Origin of the sequence: Chlamydia caviae GPIC (genome assembly GCF_000007605.1) — a bacterium.
Taxonomy (GTDB): Bacteria; Chlamydiota; Chlamydiia; order Chlamydiales; family Chlamydiaceae; genus Chlamydia; species Chlamydia caviae.
In genome coordinates this window covers 588,627-610,726 of record NC_003361.3, presented here as the reverse complement: position 1 = coordinate 610,726, position 22,100 = coordinate 588,627, and the positions used below count along the sequence as shown (strand labels likewise).

Sequence of the window (22,100 nt, the reverse complement as noted above, 5' to 3'; positions counted from 1 at the left end):
AAAAAGAAAGAGATTGAGAAAAACATAGCCATTTTTCATCTGTAGGGGAATTTCTGTGCAGGTAAAGTTTCTTCGTAGTTATTTTTATTCTTTTTTTGTTATTCTACGCATTTTTAGCTATGTCACGAGGCCCTAAGCACCATGGAAATGACAAGTAATGAAAATAAAGATGGCGGGAAAACCTTGCTCCCATGTCCTCCCTGTGTGATGGTAATCTTCGGAGCTACCGGAGATCTTACAGCGCGCAAGTTATTCCCAGCATTGTATCATCTTATTAAAGAGGGTAGGCTGTCTGAAAACTTTGTCTGCGTAGGTTTTGCTAGAAGAAAGAAAAGCCATGAGGAATTTCGTGAAGAAATGAAACAGGCAATACAAAACTTTTCACGTGCTCAAGAGCTTGATATCCGCATTTGGGAAGAGTTTGAATCACGTATATTTTATCACGAATCCAACTTCTCTTCTCCCGAGGGCTACGCCTCATTAAAAGAGAGACTTGAGGATATTGATAAGAAATATAAGACACAAGGGAATCGGCTATTTTACTTATCAACGCCTCCAGAGTATTTCCCCGAGATTATCGAAAATATTAATAAGCATAAGCTTTTTTATCATGATCAAAGCGAAGGCAAGCCATGGTCTCGAGTGATTATAGAAAAACCCTTTGGTGTGGATCTACAAAGCGCTAAAGAACTACAAAAGTACATAGATGATAATCTAGATGAAGATTCTGTCTATCGTATCGATCATTATCTGGGGAAAGAAACTGTACAGAATATTCTTACGATACGTTTTGCAAATACTCTATTTGAGTCTTGTTGGAATTCTCAATACATTGATCATGTGCAAATTAGCGTGAGTGAATCTATAGGCATAGGCACACGAGGGAACTTCTTTGAAAAATCTGGAATGCTTCGTGATATGGTGCAAAACCATATGATGCAGCTTTTATGTCTATTAACTATGGAACCTCCTTCAGTATTCAATTCTGAAGAAATTAAAAAAGAAAAGATCAATATTCTTAAGAAAATCCGTCCATTTGCTAAAGAAGATATTATTCGTGGACAATATGGTCCGGGAGAAGTACAAGATGTGTCTGTTCTTGGCTATCGTGAAGAAGACAATGTAGCTCCAGATTCTAATGTGGAGACTTATGTAGCGTTAAAGATGTTTATTGATAACCCACGTTGGTTGGGAGTGCCTTTTTATCTTCGAGCCGGTAAACGTCTTTCTAAACGCTCTACAGATATCTCTATCATTTTCAAAAAGTCTTTGCCCAGCTTATTTACAGCGGAATCTTGTCCCGTATGTCCTTTAGAAAATGATCTGCTAATTATCCGTATACAACCGGATGAAGGCGTGGCCTTGAAATTTAACTGTAAAGTTCCTGGAATGAATAATATCGTACGTCCTGTGAAAATGGATTTTCGCTACGATACGTATTTCAAGACAACGGCGCCGGAAGCTTACGAGAGATTGCTTTGTGACTGTATTCTAGGCGATAGGATTCTATTTACCTGTAGTGATGAAGTTATGGATTCTTGGGAGCTCTTTACACCGATTTTAAAGCGATGGGAGCAAGATTCCTCAGATGCGCATTTCCCTAATTATGTTGCTGGATCTTCAGGTCCTAAGGAAGCAGAGGAATTACTACAAGCTGATGGAAGAAGTTGGCGTCCCCTGTAACTTAACTGTATTTTGAGATAATTATGGCAACATTAGTGAATTTTAACGATACGAATAAACTCCTCCTCACGAAGAAACCCGAGTTGTTTATTGATCTGGCTAGTAAGGATTGGATAGCAAGTGCTAATAAATCCATTAAACAGCGCGGAGCTTTTTATGTTGCTCTTTCTGGAGGGAGAACTCCTTTAGAAATCTTTAAGGAAATTGTAAAAAACAAAGATAAGATCTCCGATCCTACTAAGATCTTTCTATTTTGGGGAGATGAAAGAAATGTCCCCCACACATCTTATGAAAGTAACTATGGTCAGGCCATGAGTATTCTTCGGGATTTGTATATTCCTGAAGAGCAGATTTTTCGCATGGAAACTGAAAATCCTGACGGAGCAAGAAAATATCAAAACCTTATAGAATCCGTAGTTCCTGAAGTAAGTTTTGATATGGTTATGCTCGGGATTGGTGAAGACGGTCATACCCTATCCCTATTCCCAAATACACAAGCTCTAAAAGAACAAGAGCGTCTAGTCGTATTTAATGAAGTTCCTCAATTAGAAACTGAGAGAATGACTCTTACCCTTCCCACTGTGCACAAAGCAAAACACATAGTTGTCTATGTTCAAGGAGAGAATAAAAAAGCTATCGTAAGTAGCGTATTTTTCCCTAAAGATAAGCAACCGCAACCCTACCCTATAGAGCTGGTCGGACAAGCAAAAACGCCTCTATTTTGGATTCTTGCTGCAGATGCTTATGATTCGAAAGATTTCGACTCGATTTCCCCACTGTATAAATTAGATATTATCTAATGTATAAATAGGGATCTGTAAATCTAAGATCAGGAAACACTTCTCCTAATTACTCTATCTATTTCATCGCGTAGCTTCTTCATAACTTGGAGGTAGGCCGCTTCCATACAGATCTGCATAACTAGGCGGAGGGGCACTTGGAGTTGGAGATGTCTGTCTGGAGTAATGTAGAAGGTTTTCTATATCTAGATACGCACGCTCCATTTGATTAAATAACCTTTGAGGAGATTTTGCTAGAACCTGGCGCGTAACCCTCCGGCTCATCGCATTTCCGTCGTAGTCCTCAGGATTATTCAGGATTTGGTCTGCGACCATAGCATAGAGAGTGGCAGTATTTAAATGTGCGACAGCAGTTTGTTGTCTTTTGGCCATATATACCGAAGCAATCATAAAGCCTATGAAGGCAACAACTATTAAGCTTCCTCCTGCAGCGCAACAACCAAGAATAGCAGCGGAAATAGCAGCAGCAGCTAAAGGACCAGAGAAGAAAACACCTAATACAGCAGCAGCAGCTAATGCCGCTATAGCCAGGGTGCAAATAATAGCGCACACTAAGAAGGCTATTTTGGAAGCTCTGTAGTGCTTGTAGGCGGAAACTAACTCCTTATTCCCCTCTACAGTTAATAGCGCAGCAGCTTTTGATCTGGCGCCTGCCTGATCATTGACGCGAGAGTCTGCTAAATCTTGAATAATCTCATTATTAGACTCTTGTAACTTAGAGATCGTTTTAGAGACACTATGGATTTTCACGGCGCTTAAAATAGCAGAGCCTAAAGAAGAACCGAAAATTGCTAAAATTAAAGTGGCAAAGATACCAAAAATAACAGCAACGATAACAGAGTCGCCAGAGTTCCCGGATCCCGCCCCATTCAATATATGACATAGAGCATGTGCACAAAGAATGTGCTCAACACAATGGCATACAGCACTTGAAGCCGACATCATCGCGAAAGCCGTTTCCATTTCTGAAGAGGTGCCTGTAGGATGCAAAGCAGGACACGTCGTTGCTAAATTATTTATTGCTGCAGATGTTGCGCTAGATCGATAAATTAGAAAAGTATGAGCAGGGGAGCTCATAGGTAATTCTGTAAAACTGTGAGGTCCATGGTCCGTAAGATCTAAAATCGTCGAACGAGCACTCTCGTTAGAGGCTAAGAGCTTATTGTTTAAGGAAGTAGACGCCATACTTTAATTTCTCAAAATAAATTAAAATTATAAACGATTCCTGTCTTTAAACTGCAATGATTATTTTACTAGTTAATTAACAAGCTCTTTGCAAATTCTTTAATTGTTTAAAAAATCTTTACCATTTAACTAGATTGGCTAAATATGCTGGACTGCTCTCCATGAAGCAAACAGCTGAATCTAAAGATCCTAGCTCTGCATAGCCATTTTGATCTGCCCTATAAACGAGGATTAATCCTTGAAGAATGGAGCCTATCAAAGGTAGTAGGATGAGATGTTCTGTGATCATTTCTGTTCTTAATCTACCGAAAGCTCGTCGTAAAGATACTTCATCATCCCCTCTACATGGAGCCGTAATGAGCTGGAATAGGAATTTCAATGTTTTAGCTACTATTTTTATAAGTAAAATTGCCCAGGCTAAGATGCTTATAACTATAGAAACTACAGGAAATGTAATAAGATCGAAAACTGCACACGAAGTTTTTTGCGATGTTGAAAAACCGCTAATATCTTCATTGCCAAAAGTTAAATAACACGCCATGATATCCCCTCTAATTTGGTAAACGTTAATTTCTTATTACTTTGGTTTCTTCTTCTATCTTCTTCTAAAACCTTCTTCATAGGCTGGTGGAAGTTCTGCATAAGGAGGAGGCAAAGAAGGCGGTAGAGGTATGGAGCTTTCTCTAGAATCAATAGCAAGAGAAGCGATTAGATCTGACAGGCTATTTGTGTGTAGATACTGTCTTTCTATAGGGTGATTTCTCGTGGATTCTTCAGAGGGAATGAAAGGAGGGAAAACTTGAGGATCTAAAAGATCGCTATAGGGACTCAGACAGTTTCTGGCTACTACAGAGGAGAGGTTATCAGAATCTTGAGATGATACACGAATTTGTTCGCTAATGTGGAGACACAGCAGCGAACGATGAATAGAGTCTATAGCCGCTTGTCGGCGGTAATAACTACAATGAGATTGTGGGATGGAAAGTAGGCCTAAAAGAAGAAAAGCAAGTCCCCCAGCGCCTAACGTCCATGCTGCTTGAGACATAAAGGAGGTATCTGAGAAAATGCCCCCAGCGTTAAATGCAAATATACACCCTATAATGAATACTATGATAGCGAGTACGGAGAGTATCGCTGTGGCTAGAGCAGATACCTTCCAGGCAAGTAAGGATGATGCGGTTTTTCTAGCATGATTTAATGCTGATGCCGCTGCTAGATAACCGCCTTTTTTAAATGCGGATATTGTGTTGTCTTGCTTGATAATTCTTAAGATTTTTTTCTCATTTCGATAGAAAAGAAAGCTTTTTTGAATAAGCGAGCAGACACTAATAGTACTTCTTATTACACTGCCGAACGTATTTTGAAAGATAACATTAATTAGTGTGCAAATTTCGTGAATTAGCGTCAGAAAAAGACTGGAACTTTCTGATAAGCTTAAACACAGACTTCCCCTCAGAGAACATACCGAATATTCTGCCCCATGTTGTACAACAGGAGAGGTGTCTTGCTGAAATAGAGGAGCCGTTTCTAACGTGAAAACGTGGCTTATAATCGCTAGATTATTAATGTCTAGGTTATCGACACACTGAGAATCTGAAATCCTAATTAAAGGACCTGGATCACATTTTGTGATTTCATAAATAGAGTTCTTTCCTGTAATAGAATCGAAGAAATCTAAAATCAGGTTGTTAGGATTAAGATTGTCTATAGGATTTGTCATTAGATCTATAGTTTTCGTAATAAAACAGGAAACAACCGAAGTATTGTATTTTTATATATCGTTTATTTCAAATCCTTTTAACTTTTTAGCCTAAGGTATTAAGTTGTATTTGTTAATAAATGTTTTAGAGTTTAACTGTTGCGCGATAGAGAGAAATTTTCCTATTCTCTTCCTGGATTTTTGATTTCTAAAATGTTTATTACAAGGTTTTCTTTGATGCACGTTTACAGCATTAATGATAAACTCTTGAATTCATGCACCCCCCTCCCGAGTGGGAAAGATTTGATAATAGTTATGGTAAATAGTATTTTTTACATTATTATGGGGCCTCCGGGCTCTGGTAAGGGCACGCAATCGCAACGTCTTGCTAATCACTTAGGGCTTCCTCATATTAGCTCGGGAGACCTTTTCAGATCTGCTATAAAGTCAGCTACCCCCCTAGGAAGTAAAGCTGCAGAATACATAAATAAAGGACTTCTTGTTCCCGATAATCTTGTCTGGGAGATAGTACAAGAAACTTTAAATAAACCAGGTTGTAAGTCTGGATGTATTATCGATGGATTTCCTAGAACTTTAGATCAAGCAGTCCTTTTGAATGATTTTTTAGTTAAATCCAATGCAGCAGATTATCGTGTAATACAATTAGATGTTTCTGCTGAGGAAATTATTTCCAGGATTCATTCTCGATTTATTTGCCCTGCATGTAATTATGTATATAACCAGAGTCAAGGTTTTAAGGAGTGCCCAACATGTCATGTTGCCTTGATTCGTCGTTCTGATGATAGTTTAGAGGTTATTCATCAGAGACTAGAAAGTTATGAAAAAGCTACAGTTCCTGTAATTAACTATTATGAAGATCTGGGAAAACTCATCCATATCCCTTCTGAGACATCTCCCGATGAAGTTTTTCAAAGTATTTTAGCTTGTACGGAAGCCTAACCGGGAAGTAAGCGCCTACTATAGATAAGAAAGATGAAACATTATCAACTTTACACATCTGTTTCAGATCTTTCATCTAAGCACGGGGATCTAGAAACACAGTTGCTTTTTGGAGAGCGCTTGCTTGTTGGTAAGGATACGTATTATGCCTATTCTCAGTTGGTTCGTGATCAGGATATTTGGCGACCGTATCCTGTTAAACACATGTCTTCCAAAACCTCTTTTTCTCCCCTGTCTCAATACATCCTACCCAATGCTGTTGTTAGGTCTTTTGAGGCTTTTTTAGAGCCGTGGCATATACCTCTGCCCTATGGCGCGCCATTATCGATAGATTCTCGAGGGAGGGTAACCCTCCCCGAAGAAGTTAAAAAAGGAATGAAATTCCCTTTTGATAAGGAAGTTCCTTTTTGTGATGTCAACCATGTGCGTTTTTGTGATGCTCACCCCTCCATAGATCTTTTGCTTAGGGAAGCTGAAAGCTTTTTAGATATTCCCTATGTGTGGGGAGGACGTTGTGTTCACCACTCCCTCATAGATTATGGATTAGATTGTTCAGGGTTTGTGAATATTCTATTTCAAGCCCATGGATTGAGTATCCCTAGGAACGCTAGAGACCAATACAAGGATTGCGAGATAGTCGAGTGTTTTGAAGATCTCCCCCCAGGAGGGCTGGTCTTTCTTAGAAATGATCAGAACTCACAAATTTCCCACGTTATGCTGAAGAAAGACCCCACCTCTTTAATTCACGCAACCCAAACCTTAGGGAAAATTGTTCGGGCTTCTTTAGGGGTGGATATAGAGTTTAGCAAAGAGAGATTCCAGACTCTAAATAATCAAGGCTACACATGCTTTGGAATCCCAAAGAAAAGAAAGATCTTCTTTTAAAGAAAAAATAATAAGTTTTTTAGATTTGGAAAATAAAAAAGCAAGCGGACTGAGTTGTAAAAACTCCTTCGCTTGCTTTGAATAGGTAAAAAATAACGGATCTTAACGTTTGGAGAATTGGAAGCTCTTACGTGCTTTCTTGTGTCCGTATTTTTTACGTTCTTTCTTCCTAGGATCTCTAGTAAGAAAACCGTGACTTTTTAATTCTTGTTTTGAATCAACATTCTTTTTTAACAAAGCTCTTGCCAACCCTAAGCGAGTCGCAATTACTTGTCCTTGAATTCCACCGCCATTAATGCGGATAATCAGATCACATTCATTGGTGGTTCCGAGAACTTTCATTAATGGGGAAAGAATGGTAACTCTTTGAATTTCTAAAGGAAAATATTCTTCAAAGGCTTTTCCGTTTACATCAATTTTACCAGTTCCTGGACGAAGGCGAACGCTAGATACCGCTTGTTTTCTTCTTCCAGTAGCTACTGATTCTTCTATTGTATTTTTTACCACAACTTACCCCAAATTAAACATCTAATAAAATCGGCTTCTGAGCTTCGAACGTTTTGTAGCAATCCCCTTTTAATATTCTTAAGGATTTCAACTGACGTTTACCCAAGCGAGTTTTGGGCATCATACCTTTAATTGCGTGCTCGATAATATAAGATGGTTTTTTAGCTAACATATTTTCGAAAGGAATCTCGCGCATTCCTGAAATATACCCTGTATAGTATCGGTATATTTTTTGACCTTTCTTAGCACCTGTCAAATGCACTTTCTCTGCATTGATAACGATAACACCATCACCCATAGCTATGTGAGGCGTATAAGTTACTTTATGCTTGCCTCGCAAGATTTTTGCCACCTCTGAAGAAAGCCTCCCCAAGGTTTTGCCTGTAGCATCGATAACATACCAAGACTTATTCTGAGCATCAGATGCTTTAGCAATGGTTGTTTTCGTGTCTTTTCTTTTTTCCATAGTAATATAACCGCCTTATTAGAAGGGGGGATTATAAATTTGTGCAATTTTTTTTCCAAATAAAAAGCAACAAAAGCAATCGTGAGATGCATTTCCAAAAGATAATTAATATAAATTGATTATTTTTTGAAAGGGAAATCAAAACTACTTTATCGTGCTCATAGAGCCACAGGAAGGCATTCCCTTCCAAGTAATTCAATGCTATTTCATGTTAAATAAGCTAGCTTTATTTTTTTTATTTTACAAAATTAGAAAACAGCTACTCTTTTCTTTCTTTTTAAGAATCTTATTTACAAAGCTATAACAAATAAAACATAGCTTCGTTGTAATAAAGTTTTTAGTAGAACTGTCTGATCGTTATAATGCCTTGGTAGAAACACACCTCGATTATCATGCGTGTGCTTACAGACACCTAGATTCTAGGGTTTTTTCAGCCCTAATTCACATAAGATTAATCATAATTTTCATTGTCAAAATCTGCGTATTCCAGGGTGTTTATTATGTCAGGAATTATTTTACATTCCCTTTTTAAGAATGATTGCCGATGTCATGCTTCTTATTCGTTTGATAAACGAATTCAGGATCGTTTGACTATAGCCATAGTTATGGCTGTTATCTCCGCTATTAGTTTGATTATAGCTATTATTCCAGCAATTATTATGGCGACTCCTATAGGATTTGTTTGGGCTGGAACTTTTGGTACTATAGCTCTTGCATTATTTGTTTTTGCGATGATCACGAACTATTTAAGAAAGAATATGCCTGAGGGATTTAAGGAGGTTCTTAAGGAGAACTATCCTGATGCTTTTTGTAAGTTTATTCAGAAGAAGCAGCTCACTATTCAAGAAATACGTCTATTGCTTCATCGATTGGAAGAGGTTGGTGAGGATAGGGGGATTGCTTTCCATAAGTATTTAGGAGATTTTCCGAAAAAATTGAAAGCAGCCTTATGTAATTATGGTGTCTCTAACTTTATCGATGATCTTGAAGAGGTAGATCTTGCTTCTTTGAATTCTGTATTAACTAGTAACTGCCCTATATACTGGTTGAGAAAATTTATAAAAATAGCTCCAGAATCCCCCACTAGAGATTTTGTTAATGCATCCCATCTAGAAATAGCCTCCTATTGGTTAGGAAAATCAGGAGGCTGTAGGAATGCAGGGACTATTTTTTCGAAAAACACTCATCTTATTGCTCAAAGGATCTCTAGAGAGGATTTTGAGGCATGTGGTTTGTATGCACGTAATGCAGATTGGGGAAACGAACAAGTAGAGGAAATAAAACATAAAATATCAGATGCGTGTTTACAGATAGGAAGGCAGGGAGATGAGGATTCAGGTATTGATGTTACACAGTTTTTCACGGGGATTCAACATTCCCTTTTAGAGCTATGTACACATGGCATTTCTTGGGATCAGCTTTCTTTAATTAAATCATTGGATGTTGAGAACTGGGATTTTCTATGTGCTCTTGACGGTAGTAAACAAGGCGTGCGTAGATTTGCTGTCCCTTGCCTTGGAGAGGTTTCTGATGAGCAGAATCATTTGTACGAACCTTTAATTTCTCTTCTAACGTGGAGAGATTTCGATAATTTAGGTCTGAAAAAAGAATCCATTTTCACGGGAGAAGTAAGAAACCCTGAGAGTAGACTTCTTAAATACTTTAACAGACAATCACGCTATCATAAATCTATAGACTTCCTAAATCAAGAGCAGGTTTTAGATAGTCTTCCTAGATACTCTTTAAATTTATCTACAGGGGAAAAAAGAGAATAAGGTTAAAAAACAAGTTCCCCGTTTTGTAAAACTCCCTCACGATGGCATTGACGTGCGAGTTGCTTATTATGTGTTACGATAAGCACTCCACGTGAATGATGTGATTGAGATAGAAGAAGATCGTGAATGCATTCTGAAGTTTGATCATCTAAATTTCCAGAGGGTTCATCTGCCAATAAAATTGATGGATCATTTATTAAGGCTCTAGCGATAGCGACACGTTGTTTTTCTCCCCCGGATAGATTGCAACAGCGTGAATGTATTCGATGGGATAGACCTACGGATTCTATTAACGCCAAGGCTTTTTCATATGCTGAAGAGCCCTTGGCAATGTTTTGTCGAGCAATGCTTGCAGGCATTAAGATATTTTTAACTACAGTGTCGTCTTCTAAGAGATAGAAATTTTGAAAGACAAAACCAATATGCTGGTTTCTTAACTTAGAGAGGTTGTACGCTTCCTTCCTCTTGCCTAGAAAAGAAAGCTCCCCCGACGAAGGAGTGTCTAATGTTCCTAATAAATGCAGGAGTGTACTTTTCCCATTTCCTGAAGCTCCTGTAATAGCAACAACCTCTCCGGGATATAGATTAATGCTTACATTATTTAGTATCTCGATAGTTTGATCGCTTTGTTGGATAACCTTGGAAAGATTTTTCGCTTCAATAAGAGGTGCCATAGTTATTCCGCTTTTAAGATATCCGATACGTGCATTTTAGCAACTTTTCTCGCTGGTAAAGCTCCAGAAATAGCTGCTAAGATTAAAGTGCCTAAACCAAGTATAGCAATCGTTGGCATATGGATTTCTTGAGGCAATCCTTGACCGAAGAATGTAGAGTTAAAAGCTTCTCTGCCTTGTAGATAACTTAATCCTCGGGTAATTAGTGAGAGGTTTTTCATCGTGATAATAGCAAAAGCTGTTCCAAAAATTACACCAATAGCTCCAGAAAGTGCCCCACAAAAGCTGAAAATAATTTTTAAGCTGCGTGAAGGCGTCCCCATAGCTTTAAGTATCCCTATTTCTTTCTTCTTATTGTTTACTAGAAGAATGGACATGGTCACTACATTTGAGCAAGCAACGATGAGGATAATAATAGAGACAAGCAAAAATAGTACCTGATCGCTGCGAAGCTGATCTAAAATAGGCTTGAAATACTGATAATCATAAAGAGATGACACTTCCCAGTATTGATCCACACCTGCTTGACGCAGGATAGCTTCGATCTCATTTTTCATGGGAGTTATCTGCTTAGTATTGGGGAAGAAAACATGTAGGCCGTTATGCATCCCTAATCCTGTAGATTCCGAACGTATTAGAGAAGCCAGATCCATATCAATAAATACGATCTTACTCCCCATGGGAGATAAACCGGGATTATAGAATCCAATAACGTATACGGGGTGTTTGATTTCCTTCTGAGTTTCTGGAGAGAAAATACTAAGATCTCCTTTATCCCCTACTTTATAACCCATATCACGATAGTTAATAGGAAGAATAATGGAAGCACCCCGGTAAGTATTTTGCAAATAGGCAAAATCTTTTTCCCAGCCTTCATTAGAACTATTAAAAGGATTTAAAATGCTAGAACCGTAGTCCGTATGTTCATAGGGAAGTACTCTGCTTTTATAAACTTCGTCTGACGGATAGGCAACAAATTGGGAAAATGTTCGAGATTCTGACTTATTAGGATGAGGAACTCTATCCATCTGTACATAGCCAATCCCCTCTTCAAATTCCAAAAGCTGAGCCTGGTTTTGATTTAGATAGGGAGTAAGAGATTCAAAGGCGACTTTTACAGGATCCTTTAGCTCTCCATTTAGGGTTGTGTCCGGTAGTGGAAAGTTCTCTGGCAGAGAGTAATCTGAATTTGCATCATAAGGATCGGCAAAAGACGAAGCGAGTTTTTCTCCTATAGTCTTTGTTGTATATTGAGAGAGATCCGCATGCCTATCTATTTGGTAGTAATAAGAGTCATAATATGCGGATGAAGGCAAAATCTTTACTGGAGAATGAAGCTGGGAAAGATCATGAATCCAACGTTGCTCTAAACCGTAAATTACGGAAATAAAAACAATGGACAACCAAGTGACTAAAGAAATGATGCCTATTGAAAATAGAGAGACAATGGCAGAAGATAATCTTTTCTTTCTTGGTATTAGATACTTAAATGCGATTAAAAGCTCTAATTTCATGACCTACTCAACAACTTAAAATAGAAGCTAGCAGGCAAATAAAAATTTTTACTTAGCTTCTTTGAAAATTACGTGCCTACGCAGTTTTCTATCATATTTTTTGAGTTCTAGTCGACCTGTTGTTTTTCTTTTGTTTTTAACAGTCCAGTACATATCGGAACTTTCAGAACTTTTTAATTTAATGATTTCGCGATTCTTACTAGCCATTGATGAATCCTTTCAAGAAAATGATAAATCGCTTATGATACTATATTTATTTTCAAAAAGAATCAAGAAAACTTCCCCATAATTTAGAAGAGAATTTTCATGTCAACTAAAGAACAGGTTTTTTTTAAACAGGCAACTTCAAAAAATAAAATTCATTTTATTAGTTTGGGTTGCTCTCGAAACCTTGTGGATAGTGAGGTCATGCTAGGTATCTTATTGAAAGCTGGTTATGAAGCTACGGAAACCCTTGAAGAAGCTGACTATTTGATTTTAAATACCTGTGCTTTTTTAAAAGCAGCTCGAGATGAATCCAAGGATTATCTCCAGCGTATAATTAAGGCAAAAAAGGAAAGTGCCAAGATTATATTAACCGGTTGTATGGTGTCTAAGCATAAAGAGGAGTTAAAACCTTGGCTCCCCTACATACATTATGTTTTAGGTTCTGGGGATGTCGAGCATATTTTATCTGCAATTGAATCTAAGGAAGCAGGAGAAAAGCTAACTTCTAAAAGTTATTTAGAAATGGGAGAGATCCCAAGAAAGCTATCAACTCCTAAGCACTATGCCTATTTAAAAATAGCTGAGGGATGTCGTAAACGCTGTGCTTTTTGTATTATTCCAACGATTAAGGGTGGTTTAAGAAGTAAATCTCTAGATCAAATTATTAAAGAATTCCGCCTATTATTGAAAATGGGAGTGAAGGAGATTATTTTAATTGCTCAGGATTTAGGTGATTACGGTAAAGATCTCTCTGCAGACCGGAAATCTTGTTTAGATAGTGTATTAAAAGAGATGCTCAAAGAGCCCGGGGATTATTGGATTCGTATGCTTTATCTATACCCCGATGAAGTTGATGATACGATTATTGATCTTATGGAAAGTGATCCGCGTCTACTCCCCTATGTGGATATTCCTCTACAGCATATTAATAATCGTGTCTTAAAAAGCATGTTAAGAACAACGTCTAAAGAGCAAATTTTAGATTTGTTAACTAAGCTCCGTACACGGATTCCCCATATTTATATCCGTTCTTCTTTCATTGTTGGTTTCCCTGGAGAGACCGATGAAGAGTTTCAGGATCTTGTAGATTTCGTTAGCGAGGGGTGGATTGACAACTTGGGAATCTTTTCCTATTCCCAAGAAGAAGGTTCTGTCGCAGCAAACATGGCGGATCAAATATCGCAGAGTGTCAAATCGAAAAGACTGAAGATTCTCTCTCAAACACAAAAGAAAAATGTTGAGAAGCATAATAAGCAACTTGTTGGACAGATTGTTGAAGCTGTTATTGATGGCTACCACCCCGATAGTGAACTTTTACTAACCGCTCGTTTTTATGGACAAGCTCCAGAAGTGGACCCCTGTATTATTGTTAATGAAGCGCGTTTGGTTTCAGGATTTGGAGAGCGTTATTTAATCGAAATTACCGGTTACGTAGGTTATGATCTCGTAGGTCGCGTAATAAAAAAAGTGCCCGGAGAATAAAATTTACCGGGCGAAGCTGTAGTTCAATAGTTTATTTCAAAAAAGGTAGTTGAACTACGTTCCAAGAAAACGAAGCAGCGCGCCACGAATAGCTCACGTTCCTTAATACAAAGTATCCGTCTTGTGTGGCAAAATATGTGGTCGCAATCCATTTCATCGGTTTAGGTCTGTAGTAGCTTGTGCCTGAGCACGTGGATCCTTGTAAAAATATATTTCTTCCACCCACTACAGCCATTAAAAGACACTCCCCTCCTGTTCCATTATCTAACCACCCCCCGTGTTTTGCCATTACGACACTAATTCGGAAAAGTTTAGGTTGAGCTGGAGTAGCTTTAAATTCTAGTTTCCCCCCGTTGATTTTTAAATCAGGAATTCCCATTTCACCAACTTTCTGTCCGAATCGATCCCAAGGAATATCCCAGCTTCTTTTTACATCTCCTGTTCCTACGTGTCCTCCCGAAGTTGATGAACGCATAGAAACTGAGGTTTTCGTTTGTTTAAAGCGTCCATAGGAAACATAGTGCTGAGCATGTTCTTGAGTGTTGGTGAGCCCATTAGGATAGATCACAGTGTGATTCGTTAGATTTACCCTTCCGTAGAAATCTGCACGCTTATCGGGACCTATTTTCACATTCATTTCTCGGCCCACAAACAAGTCTTGATTGCAGTTGAGTTTTCCTTCTGTGCAGGTCAGATTAGTAACGGTAGTGTTCTTTGAGGTTATGTGGTCTTTTACAGTAAGAGCTTGTTTTTTTTTCTCAGTAGATAAGTCTTTAGAGTAGATATTAAAACGAACAAATGTAGGGAAAGCGATCTTAGTTTTAGGTGCTGACATAGTGTTTTAATCCTCCTCAGAAAATCTTGTTGGGAATGGGAACCAAATCACGCTTACAGAGGAGAACATGCACAGTATGTGAGCTCCTGTATAGACGGAGACTGTAGGTAAATCAGAACTTTTTACATCTGTAACAGAGAAAATGGCATATAGAGAGGTAGACGTTCTATCGGTATTATAATGTCCACGAGTGTCTGCTATGCATAAATTTTGATATTGTGGTCCCGAATTTAATCTTAAGAATAAATTTACTTCATCATTTCCAGAATGCTGCCCACCTATTCTTGTGAGTTCAAAAGATACCTGATAAATACCTGGAGTTCGAATTTGAATATATCGAGTATCAACATTAAAATAATTCCGATACATAGGGGTATAATTTTCGAAATCTTTTGAAGTATTCGTTTTCAGATATACTAAAGAATTAGCATCAAGACTAGCTCTACCACGGTAGTCTATGAAACAAGTGTAGGCTTGTACGCAATGCTTTTTATAGTAATTAAATGTGAGCGCATCACGTTGAGAAAGAGGGTCAGAGACATTACTAAACAACGGCTGTGTCTGAGAATTAGATGTGACGGAGGATGTAACGGTAATATCTCCGTTCAAAATAGTTTCTTGTAATGAAAAACCATTTTCTCCTGAAAGATTTCCTCCGATAAAGAAATCACAATCTGAATTTACATCTTGTTTTACAGTCAGAGAATCCGCGTTAAATTCATCTTCTATGTTTAAATTCCCATCAATATTTAATGTGGCATTTTGTAGGTAGAGGTTTTGATCTTTTACCCCAGTAGCCTCTGCTTCTATAAATTTATTGTCCGGATTACTTGGGGTAGAGCTGAGGATGTTTTTATCTTTTTTGTTCATGGTTATCCATTATCCTCGGGGTAAAAAATGATACCGAAATAAAATCCGCTTAATGCTGCACCATTTCCTGCGAGACGTGCAGAAAATAGAGATTTTGATAAGTTGCTCTGATTAAGTATTGCAGAGTTCGGATCGGCGGGAGGATTTTTAATATTTACTGCTGTGCTTAAAGCAGCTTGGTCTGCATAGCCCCCGCCACTATAGATAGTATTGTTGCTATAAATCGTACCATCGGCATCTTCTAGGGCAACATCCGATCCCCAACCATTATCCCAACCCCAACGCTTATTAATTCCGAAATCTATCATATAGATCCCTTTGCTTAGCAATTGCACCCATTGAGTTCCTGGATATGTAACCGACTTAACAGAGTGTTTTACGTAGTCAACGAATCGTATATGAGAAAAAATGCTGTGAGATTGGTATACGATCCTATCTGGTCCTATAATTGGGATAGGTGTTGATGAATTGATGTAGATTCTTCCGTATTGGTTGAGTGAGCAGAAAAAATATTCTGGAGAACGCACATAGTTTGCAGGAACCGGTGAAGAATCATGAGTAGGGCGAGCGACATTACTGAGTCTATTGCCATGCAAATCTATGGAAGCAGTGCTTTGTGTGTTCTCTATTTTAAGTGCGTTAGCTGATGTAAGACCGGAAGCATTTATAGCTCCTTTAAAAGAAGCATTCCCCGGCGTAGTTACAGAAAAGCTATTTGTAGAAACTATCGAATTGGCTTTGGTGTCGTTGGTTTGTACATTTCCAGCAACAACATCCTCTTCAAAAATAGAATCTACAGAGAAATAGCAATCATTATTATTGTTATTAGAATTAGAAGTGCTCATTTATTATTTTATTATAATTTTTTCTAATAAAAATCAGATAATAAAATATAGGTCAATTTTAATTACACTTAGTTAACTTATTTTAAAAAAATTAACTTTTAATAATTAAATTGGTAATAAAAATAAAAAGATGGAAAAAAGAAAGGAATAGAGAAGAGGTTGGGGGTGGCTGGATTTGAACCAACGTATCCGTAAGGAGTCGGATTTACAGTCCGATGCAATTGACCGCTATGCGACACCCCCAAAAAATGCTGGAGAAAGGACTTGAACCCTCAACCGTTCGATTACAAATCGAATGCTCTGCCAATTGAGCTACTCCAGCGAAAACTTGGGAAACCTATTGCTTCGAATAGAACGCTTTATCAATCAATAGGAAATCAATTTATACGCTATTGGTTATTTTCTTCCAAGTCAGAATCGGTATTTTCTGCTATACGATAGTCTTCTTGTGTAGGAATGAAGTCTTCAGAAACAAAAGACGTGTCTTGATTCATCTGTCCAGCTAGAGCATCTGCAGAGAGATTTGTTTCCATAACTTGAAAATTATGCTTCTTAAGTTGCTCAGAAACTAAACGCTCTTCTTCAGCCTGCGCTTTTTTTATAGTTTTCTTCCCAGGCGTCGTTTTGTTCTTAGTAATTTCGTGGTACTTATTAACCGCTTGCTTTTGCTCAGATGTTAAGCTTTCAGAAAGACGCTGAAATAATTGTGTGCAGCTACTGCCTTCTTGTCCCGAAGGAAGCACTTGTGCAGAAAACTTAAACTTGCCTTCAGAAGTATAACGTGCGGATTGACTTTCTTTAGCAAGACAGCATTGCTTATATTTCTTATTAGAGCCGCATGGGCATGGATCATTTCTATTAATTTTTTTTGACATGTAATCCTTATCAAAGCGAAGCATTTAAAGGAAAGTTTAAATAAGATAGGGATAAAAACCAATTACAAGTTTTCCTATAAATTAAGATTGTATTGCAAGCTTTGTTCTATCCTTTTACTATTTTTCCATGTCTATTCTACACTTACAACCCCCTTGGATTAAAGCTGGCAAACGCATAGAAAGTTTGGTCCGCAAGGCTTTGTACACCTATTCTATGTTAGAAAATCACACTAAGATCGTTGTGGCTCTTAGCGGTGGTAAAGACAGCCTTTCTTTACTTTTAATGCTTAAGGCGATTTCAGGAAGGGGGTTCCCCGAGCTCGATCTTTATGCTGTCAATATCGGCGGGAAATATTCCTGTGGTGCAGAAGTTAGCCAACAATACCTAGCTAATATCTGTGATAAAATTCAGGTCCCTTTTACGTCGATAGCCTCTCCTTATGATCCTGAAGTTCCAGAATGCTATTCATGCTCGCAAGTTAGAAGACGCCTACTTTTCCAAGCGGCAAAAGAGCTTGGTGCTACTGCGGTAGCTTTTGGACACCATCGAGACGATGTAGTGCAGACGGCTTTAATGAACCTTTTACATAAAGCAGAGTTTGCAGGTATGCTGCCTGTTTTAGATATGGTACATTTTGATATTACAATCTTACGCCCCTTGATTCTTACTCCTGAATCATGGATACGTAAGTTTGCTAAAGAAAGTGGGTTCGCTCGTGTTACCTGCCGCTGCCCCGTTGTCTCCTTAAGAACAAAAACGGAATCCGCTTTAAAGTTGCTGGAAGATGTTTTCCCTCAAGCGCGACATAATATTGCTTTAGCAATTGAGCAACACGGTTTATCAAAAGCCCAAAAAATTAAAACCAATTAAACATGTTTTTATAAATCATTCTTGCTAAAATCTTTATAGCAAGATTTATTTTCCGGTAATTTTATGAGCAAAAGATTAAAGATTCTATTAACTAATGACGATGGTATTTCAGCAAAAGGGATGAGTCTTTTAGTCTCTAACTTGCTAAAGGCTGATTTTGCTGATCTGTATGTAGTGGCTCCCAGCACAGAACAGTCAGGGAAAAGCATGTCCTTTTCCTATACCCAACCTGTATCTATCGAAAGCGTTGATTATCCACAGGAGGTTGCAGGTGCTTGGGCAGTCTCCGGGAGCCCTGTAGATTGTGTTAAACTTGCCCTAGGGGATTTGTTTTATGATTCCTTCCCTGATCTTGTATTGTCAGGAATCAATCATGGATCTAATGCGGGAAGAAATATCTTTTACTCTGGAACCGCCGGTGCCGCTATGGAAGCCATTTTATCTGGCGTCCCTTCTATAGCTTTTTCTCAGGAGCAACACATTTCTTTCTTTCAAACAGATTCTGCTCCTGAGCTGCTTAGAAAGCTATCCTTCTATGCTTTATCAAATCCTTTCCCTGTTGTCACGGGTTTTAACGTGAATTTCCCTGCTAGCGAACGCAATGAACCATGGAAAGGTATGCGGCTTGTTGCTACAGGAAAAGAGTTTGCTTGTGGTTTGCCTAAACTTTTAAGTAGTGATGGGAAACGCAAAAGTTTTTCCTTAAGTGATTGTCAGGTCGTCATGGATGAAGATATTTCTGAGGAATGCCGTTGTCTTTTAGACAACTATATTACCGTTGTTCCTTTGTTAGTAAGAAACTCCCCATTAGCTTTAACTAGCGAATCAGAATTTCAACAACTACAAGAAACTTTCCAAGAATTTATGTGCTCTGAAGCTGATACCAGGTTGTTTGACGTTTAAAAAAAATCAAGCGAAGTAGGTATTCCCTGTCGACGACTATTTTCAGAATAGTTTAAGGGTTATCTGCTTCATAAATTTCTCTTAAAATTATAAGCAATTCTATTGCAAATACCCTTCATTTTCCTTCCTCTTTGCTTTGCTAAGATCTAAAAATTCAAACGTATGTAGCTATTTTTTTATGGCTATTTATAACTCTTCTGTTTACTTTTCTCGGCTTTGATTTAAATAAACGAGTAGTTTCATGAAAAAGTATTTTTTTAGAGCTCGGCATCTTTTTTGCGCATTGTTAATGTGTCTTCCTTTAACAACCGCTTTCTCTAAAGAAAAAGCAGCTAGTGTTTCAGAGCTGTCTGAGCAGTGCGAAAAAAGACTAAAGATTTTATTAACCAATGATGACGGTATTTTCGCTCCAGGAATGACGCTATTAGTATCTAATTTATTAAAAGCTGATTTTGCTGATCTGTATATAGTCGCCCCTAAAACAGAACAATCTGCGAAAAGCATGGCAATGACTTTTCATGAACCCGTGATTTTACAACCATACGATTATCCTCTGCCTGTTGCAGGCGCCTGGTCTGTTTCTGGAACTCCTGTAGATTGTGTGAGAATCGCTTTAGCGTATCTGTTTAAAGATGAATTGCCTGACCTCGTATTGTCCGGAATTAATCGCGGATCTAATGCAGGACGGCATGTTTTTTATTCCGGGACCCTTGGAGCTGCTATAGAATCTACTCTATGTGGAGTTCCTGCGGTAGCACTTTCTCAAGAGGGGAACTTTAGTTTTTTCCAGGAGAAGAATTTTGATATCCCAGAAATGCTAAAATCCCTATCTCTATATGCTCTATCCTTACCTTTCGCGCCACATCCTGTGGCTCTAAATGTCAATTTTCCAGCAAGCAACGAGCGTTGGAAAGGTATGCGATTTGTCACTACTGGACCAGAATATTCCTGCGGAGTTCCCCACTTTCTATTTTGTGATGGGGATTCTAAAATCTTTAAACTCAGTGGTGGTCCTAAGATAGTAGAGGAGATTCCTTCTGAGGAATGGCAAACTCTGAGAGCTAGCTATATTGCTGTATCTCCTGTAATGGCAACAACTTCTCCTTTAGCAACTTTTTCTTTGGAAGAATTCGAGCAGTTGCAAGTAGGGTTTTATGATTTTGCAAATAGTTTAGGTATGGAAAATTAATCCCTAACTCTCATTTTTTAGGGTCAGTTTCTGGCCCTAATTTCTTAATATATAAATTCTCTTATCCCATTAAAATATTCTAGAAAATCCCCTAAGACTTATCTTTGGGGACAAAAAAATCATTCTCACCTCAAGCATTCACTTAAAACGTTGGGCTTTCTTTATTATCGGATTAAAAATGGTTGTGATTAAACTATTTCTTCTGCTAATGTGTACACCTAATCTTGTTTGGATGCGTAGCTCAGCGGTTAGAGCACCTGTCTTACACACAGGGGGTCATAGGTTCAAATCCTGTCGTGTCCATTTGCGGGAGTAGTTCAATTGGTTAGAGCACCGCCCTGTCAAGGCGGAAGTTGCGGGTTCAAGCCCCGTCTCTCGCGAACATTCAATCAGAGGTTGAAAATGCCCCATGGAACTCGTTTAACGAAGTTTAGCTTTCCTCTGTACTTTTCCAAGACCTTAAGTTGGTTTATTCTTGGAGGGTTTCTTGCTGCTTGCGGCGTTCAAATGGTTTTAGTACCTAATGAGCTTATTGACGGCGGCATCGTAGGACTATCTCTTATTGCCTCCCATTTCTTTGGTCATAAGTACCTTCCTTTTTGTTTGATATTATTTAACCTACCTTTCGTTATCTTGGCTTTCAAACAGATTGGCAAGTATTTCGTTATTCAGATGATGACTGCCGTTATTGTCTTTTCTTGCGCCTTATGGCTCATTGATTCTCTACCTGTATGGTTTGGATTCCACCCTATCGTTTTTAAGGGATCCGAACTGGAAACCGTGGTTTTCGGCGGTGCCATTATCGGGGTGGGGTGCGGTTTGATTATCCGTCATGGAGGATCTACGGATGGTACGGAGATTTTAGGAATCATTATCAATAAAAAAAGAGGATATACTGTTGGTCAAGTTATCCTTTTTGCCAACTTTTTCATTTTTGCATTAGCAGGGATCGTTTATCAAAATTGGCACACAGCGTTTGTCTCGTTCTTAACCTATGGTATTGCTACAAAGGTTATGGATATGGTGATTTTGGGCCTTGAAGATACAAAATCCGTCACGATCATCACCTCTTCTCCAAGAAAACTCGGCCATATCCTTATGGAGAATTTGGGAGTTGGTCTTACGTATATCCATGCTGAAGGTGGCTATTCTGGAGAACAAAGGCATATTCTTTATATTGTTGTCGAGCGTTTGCAGCTTTCACAACTTAAAGAAATCGTCCACAGAGAAGATCCTTACGCATTTATTGCGATTGAAAATCTTCATGAAGTAATCAACGGTAAACGCGCCAACTAGGCTGGGTTTACCCAAACTTTTTCTAAGTCACTTTCTACGTCTAGTAAAGATAGAATTTTACCAACAATATCCTTAGTAATATCCTCGACTGTTTGTGGTTTGAAGTACCACATGGGCATAGGAGGAAGAATAATAGCTCCATTTTGAGATAGTTTGAGTAAGTTCTCCAAATGAATCGCATGTAAGGGGCTTTCTCTAGGAACTAAAATCAATTTCCTACGTTCTTTTAGAGCAACATCAGCGACTCTTCTTAATAGGTTGTCCCCCAATCCCACCGAAAGAGCTGCTAATGTTGCCATGCTACAAGGAACAATGACAGTACCATCTACGCGATAGGATCCTGAGGCTAATTTACTCTCTATAGATTTGATGTTGTGTTGATGAATATAGGGATGGTTCTCTTCAGGAATTAAAGACAGCAAAGAATAGGTGTCAAGCTCATAATAGAGGGTTTTCATTGCTGCTGGAGAAAGAATGACTTCAACATCATGTTGCATTTTAGATAGTTCTTCTATGAGCTTTACAGCTAAGACTATTCCAGAAGCTCCGGAGATGCCTACAATATAACGTTTCATGCGT

General features: G+C 38.4%; 23 protein-coding genes and 4 tRNA genes. 12 read left to right on the top strand and 15 right to left on the bottom strand.

Going from position 1 to position 22,100, the window contains the following annotated elements:
• Positions 1–141: 141 nt before the first annotated feature.
• Positions 142–1,683, top strand: coding sequence for a glucose-6-phosphate dehydrogenase (zwf, locus tag CCA_RS02730; RefSeq protein WP_041462214.1), 1,542 nt, complete (start codon positions 142–144; stop codon positions 1,681–1,683).
• 23 nt (positions 1,684–1,706) lie between these two features.
• Positions 1,707–2,483 carry a 6-phosphogluconolactonase gene (pgl, locus tag CCA_RS02725; RefSeq protein WP_011006497.1) on the top strand — a complete coding sequence of 259 codons (777 nt, stop codon included), beginning with the start codon at positions 1,707–1,709 and terminating at the stop codon, positions 2,481–2,483.
• A gap of 63 nt (positions 2,484–2,546) precedes the next feature.
• Here the strand turns inward: pgl and garD (CCA_RS02720) are convergent, their stop codons facing one another.
• The 3 genes from garD (CCA_RS02720) to garD (CCA_RS02710) all read right to left on the bottom strand — a co-directional run bounded on the left by garD (CCA_RS02720) (position 2,547) and on the right by garD (CCA_RS02710) (position 5,388).
• Positions 2,547–3,668, bottom strand: a complete 1,122-nt coding sequence (gene garD, locus CCA_RS02720) for an inclusion membrane protein GarD (RefSeq protein WP_011006496.1) — start codon at positions 3,666–3,668, stop codon at positions 2,547–2,549.
• Positions 3,669–3,786: 118 nt separating this feature from the next.
• Positions 3,787–4,209 carry a hypothetical protein gene (locus CCA_RS02715; RefSeq protein WP_011006495.1) on the bottom strand — a complete coding sequence of 141 codons (423 nt, stop codon included), beginning with the start codon at positions 4,207–4,209 and terminating at the stop codon, positions 3,787–3,789.
• A gap of 54 nt (positions 4,210–4,263) precedes the next feature.
• The gene (gene garD, locus CCA_RS02710; protein ID WP_011006494.1) at positions 4,264–5,388 is read right to left on the bottom strand and encodes an inclusion membrane protein GarD; all 1,125 of its coding nucleotides are present in this window, start codon (positions 5,386–5,388) and stop codon (positions 4,264–4,266) included.
• Positions 5,389–5,682: 294 nt separating this feature from the next.
• Between garD (CCA_RS02710) and CCA_RS02705 the strand changes: the two genes are divergently transcribed.
• On the top strand, positions 5,683–6,327 hold the full coding sequence (locus CCA_RS02705) for an adenylate kinase (RefSeq protein ID WP_011006493.1): 645 nt from the start codon (positions 5,683–5,685) through the stop codon (positions 6,325–6,327).
• 33 nt (positions 6,328–6,360) lie between these two features.
• Complete coding sequence (locus CCA_RS02700; RefSeq protein WP_011006492.1) at positions 6,361–7,212, top strand: C40 family peptidase; 852 nt, start codon at positions 6,361–6,363, stop codon at positions 7,210–7,212.
• Between the two features lie 102 nt (positions 7,213–7,314).
• Here the strand turns inward: CCA_RS02700 and rpsI are convergent, their stop codons facing one another.
• Positions 7,315–7,719, bottom strand: a complete 405-nt coding sequence (rpsI, locus tag CCA_RS02695; RefSeq protein ID WP_011006491.1) for a 30S ribosomal protein S9 — start codon at positions 7,717–7,719, stop codon at positions 7,315–7,317.
• 13 nt (positions 7,720–7,732) lie between these two features.
• Positions 7,733–8,185: a 50S ribosomal protein L13 gene (gene rplM / locus CCA_RS02690; RefSeq protein WP_011006490.1), complete on the bottom strand. Its 453-nt coding sequence runs from the start codon at positions 8,183–8,185 to the stop codon at positions 7,733–7,735.
• A gap of 500 nt (positions 8,186–8,685) precedes the next feature.
• Between rplM and CCA_RS02685 the strand changes: the two genes are divergently transcribed.
• The gene (locus CCA_RS02685) at positions 8,686–9,960 is read left to right on the top strand and encodes a DUF1389 domain-containing protein (RefSeq protein WP_011006488.1); all 1,275 of its coding nucleotides are present in this window, start codon (positions 8,686–8,688) and stop codon (positions 9,958–9,960) included.
• A 2-nt stretch (positions 9,961–9,962) separates the two neighbouring features.
• Here CCA_RS02685 and CCA_RS02680 read toward each other — a convergent pair whose 3' ends face one another.
• Genes CCA_RS02680 through rpmG form a run of 3 tightly spaced genes read right to left on the bottom strand, consistent with a single transcriptional unit; the run spans position 9,963 to position 12,355 of the window.
• The gene (locus tag CCA_RS02680; protein WP_011006487.1) at positions 9,963–10,634 is read right to left on the bottom strand and encodes an ABC transporter ATP-binding protein; all 672 of its coding nucleotides are present in this window, start codon (positions 10,632–10,634) and stop codon (positions 9,963–9,965) included.
• 2 nt (positions 10,635–10,636) lie between these two features.
• Positions 10,637–12,148: an ABC transporter permease gene (locus CCA_RS02675; protein ID WP_011006486.1), complete on the bottom strand. Its 1,512-nt coding sequence runs from the start codon at positions 12,146–12,148 to the stop codon at positions 10,637–10,639.
• Between the two features lie 48 nt (positions 12,149–12,196).
• The gene (gene rpmG, locus CCA_RS02670) at positions 12,197–12,355 is read right to left on the bottom strand and encodes a 50S ribosomal protein L33 (RefSeq protein ID WP_006343203.1); all 159 of its coding nucleotides are present in this window, start codon (positions 12,353–12,355) and stop codon (positions 12,197–12,199) included.
• A 99-nt stretch (positions 12,356–12,454) separates the two neighbouring features.
• Here rpmG and rimO point away from each other — a divergent pair, with 99 nt between their 5' ends.
• The gene (gene rimO, locus CCA_RS02665) at positions 12,455–13,837 is read left to right on the top strand and encodes a 30S ribosomal protein S12 methylthiotransferase RimO (protein ID WP_011006485.1); all 1,383 of its coding nucleotides are present in this window, start codon (positions 12,455–12,457) and stop codon (positions 13,835–13,837) included.
• A 31-nt stretch (positions 13,838–13,868) separates the two neighbouring features.
• Here the strand turns inward: rimO and CCA_RS02660 are convergent, their stop codons facing one another.
• The 6 genes from CCA_RS02660 to CCA_RS02635 form a co-directional block, all read right to left on the bottom strand.
• The gene (locus CCA_RS02660) at positions 13,869–14,672 is read right to left on the bottom strand and encodes a hypothetical protein (RefSeq protein WP_011006484.1); all 804 of its coding nucleotides are present in this window, start codon (positions 14,670–14,672) and stop codon (positions 13,869–13,871) included.
• Between the two features lie 6 nt (positions 14,673–14,678).
• The gene (locus CCA_RS02655; protein ID WP_011006483.1) at positions 14,679–15,542 is read right to left on the bottom strand and encodes a hypothetical protein; all 864 of its coding nucleotides are present in this window, start codon (positions 15,540–15,542) and stop codon (positions 14,679–14,681) included.
• 2 nt (positions 15,543–15,544) lie between these two features.
• Positions 15,545–16,387, bottom strand: coding sequence for a hypothetical protein (locus CCA_RS02650; RefSeq protein WP_011006482.1), 843 nt, complete (start codon positions 16,385–16,387; stop codon positions 15,545–15,547).
• A 160-nt stretch (positions 16,388–16,547) separates the two neighbouring features.
• Positions 16,548–16,630: transfer RNA gene (locus CCA_RS02645), tRNA-Tyr, on the bottom strand.
• A gap of 6 nt (positions 16,631–16,636) precedes the next feature.
• Positions 16,637–16,709, bottom strand: a tRNA-Thr gene (locus tag CCA_RS02640).
• A 67-nt stretch (positions 16,710–16,776) separates the two neighbouring features.
• Positions 16,777–17,262 (bottom strand): YecA family protein, encoded by a 486-nt coding sequence (locus CCA_RS02635; protein ID WP_011006481.1) that lies wholly within the window; start codon positions 17,260–17,262, stop codon positions 16,777–16,779.
• Positions 17,263–17,389: 127 nt separating this feature from the next.
• Between CCA_RS02635 and CCA_RS02630 the strand changes: the two genes are divergently transcribed.
• From CCA_RS02630 to CCA_RS02605, 6 genes are all read left to right on the top strand, one after another.
• Positions 17,390–18,133: a tRNA 2-thiocytidine biosynthesis TtcA family protein gene (locus CCA_RS02630; RefSeq protein WP_011006480.1), complete on the top strand. Its 744-nt coding sequence runs from the start codon at positions 17,390–17,392 to the stop codon at positions 18,131–18,133.
• 63 nt (positions 18,134–18,196) lie between these two features.
• Positions 18,197–19,036 (top strand): 5'/3'-nucleotidase SurE, encoded by an 840-nt coding sequence (gene surE, locus CCA_RS02625; RefSeq protein WP_011006479.1) that lies wholly within the window; start codon positions 18,197–18,199, stop codon positions 19,034–19,036.
• A 241-nt stretch (positions 19,037–19,277) separates the two neighbouring features.
• The gene (gene surE / locus CCA_RS02620) at positions 19,278–20,225 is read left to right on the top strand and encodes a 5'/3'-nucleotidase SurE (protein ID WP_011006478.1); all 948 of its coding nucleotides are present in this window, start codon (positions 19,278–19,280) and stop codon (positions 20,223–20,225) included.
• A gap of 230 nt (positions 20,226–20,455) precedes the next feature.
• Positions 20,456–20,528 (top strand) — tRNA-Val (locus CCA_RS02615).
• A gap of 3 nt (positions 20,529–20,531) precedes the next feature.
• A tRNA-Asp gene (locus tag CCA_RS02610) sits at positions 20,532–20,605 on the top strand.
• A 22-nt stretch (positions 20,606–20,627) separates the two neighbouring features.
• Entirely contained in the window at positions 20,628–21,521 is an 894-nt protein-coding gene (locus CCA_RS02605) for a YitT family protein (protein WP_011006477.1), read from the top strand.
• Here CCA_RS02605 and CCA_RS02600 read toward each other — a convergent pair.
• Positions 21,518–22,096, bottom strand: coding sequence for a flavin prenyltransferase UbiX (locus CCA_RS02600; RefSeq protein WP_011006476.1), 579 nt, complete (start codon positions 22,094–22,096; stop codon positions 21,518–21,520). The two genes, CCA_RS02605 and CCA_RS02600, sit on opposite strands and share 4 nt — an antisense overlap.
• Positions 22,097–22,100: the final 4 nt, after the last annotated feature.

Excerpts from the sequence above, each read along its gene's own strand:
- CCA_RS02685 (WP_011006488.1), top strand. The coding sequence starts at position 8,686 with ATGTCAGGAATTATTTTACATTCCCTTTTTAAGAATGATTGCCGATGT.
- rplM (WP_011006490.1), bottom strand. The coding sequence starts at position 8,185 with ATGGAAAAAAGAAAAGACACGAAAACAACCATTGCTAAAGCATCTGAT.
- CCA_RS02650 (WP_011006482.1), bottom strand. The coding sequence starts at position 16,387 with ATGAGCACTTCTAATTCTAATAACAATAATAATGATTGCTATTTCTCT.
- rpmG (WP_006343203.1), bottom strand. The coding sequence starts at position 12,355 with ATGGCTAGTAAGAATCGCGAAATCATTAAATTAAAAAGTTCTGAAAGT.
- CCA_RS02700 (WP_011006492.1), top strand. The coding sequence starts at position 6,361 with ATGAAACATTATCAACTTTACACATCTGTTTCAGATCTTTCATCTAAG.
- CCA_RS02705 (WP_011006493.1), top strand. The coding sequence starts at position 5,683 with ATGGTAAATAGTATTTTTTACATTATTATGGGGCCTCCGGGCTCTGGT.
- CCA_RS02675 (WP_011006486.1), bottom strand. The coding sequence starts at position 12,148 with ATGAAATTAGAGCTTTTAATCGCATTTAAGTATCTAATACCAAGAAAG.
- zwf (WP_041462214.1), top strand. The coding sequence starts at position 142 with ATGGAAATGACAAGTAATGAAAATAAAGATGGCGGGAAAACCTTGCTC.
- CCA_RS02630 (WP_011006480.1), top strand. The coding sequence starts at position 17,390 with ATGTCTATTCTACACTTACAACCCCCTTGGATTAAAGCTGGCAAACGC.
- CCA_RS02660 (WP_011006484.1), bottom strand. The coding sequence starts at position 14,672 with ATGTCAGCACCTAAAACTAAGATCGCTTTCCCTACATTTGTTCGTTTT.
- rimO (WP_011006485.1), top strand. The coding sequence starts at position 12,455 with ATGTCAACTAAAGAACAGGTTTTTTTTAAACAGGCAACTTCAAAAAAT.
- CCA_RS02635 (WP_011006481.1), bottom strand. The coding sequence starts at position 17,262 with ATGTCAAAAAAAATTAATAGAAATGATCCATGCCCATGCGGCTCTAAT.
- CCA_RS02680 (WP_011006487.1), bottom strand. The coding sequence starts at position 10,634 with ATGGCACCTCTTATTGAAGCGAAAAATCTTTCCAAGGTTATCCAACAA.
- garD (WP_011006494.1), bottom strand. The coding sequence starts at position 5,388 with ATGACAAATCCTATAGACAATCTTAATCCTAACAACCTGATTTTAGAT.
- CCA_RS02600 (WP_011006476.1), bottom strand. The coding sequence starts at position 22,096 with ATGAAACGTTATATTGTAGGCATCTCCGGAGCTTCTGGAATAGTCTTA.
- CCA_RS02655 (WP_011006483.1), bottom strand. The coding sequence starts at position 15,542 with ATGAACAAAAAAGATAAAAACATCCTCAGCTCTACCCCAAGTAATCCG.
- surE (WP_011006478.1), top strand. The coding sequence starts at position 19,278 with ATGAAAAAGTATTTTTTTAGAGCTCGGCATCTTTTTTGCGCATTGTTA.
- pgl (WP_011006497.1), top strand. The coding sequence starts at position 1,707 with ATGGCAACATTAGTGAATTTTAACGATACGAATAAACTCCTCCTCACG.
- CCA_RS02715 (WP_011006495.1), bottom strand. The coding sequence starts at position 4,209 with ATGGCGTGTTATTTAACTTTTGGCAATGAAGATATTAGCGGTTTTTCA.
- surE (WP_011006479.1), top strand. The coding sequence starts at position 18,197 with ATGAGCAAAAGATTAAAGATTCTATTAACTAATGACGATGGTATTTCA.
- garD (WP_011006496.1), bottom strand. The coding sequence starts at position 3,668 with ATGGCGTCTACTTCCTTAAACAATAAGCTCTTAGCCTCTAACGAGAGT.
- CCA_RS02605 (WP_011006477.1), top strand. The coding sequence starts at position 20,628 with ATGCCCCATGGAACTCGTTTAACGAAGTTTAGCTTTCCTCTGTACTTT.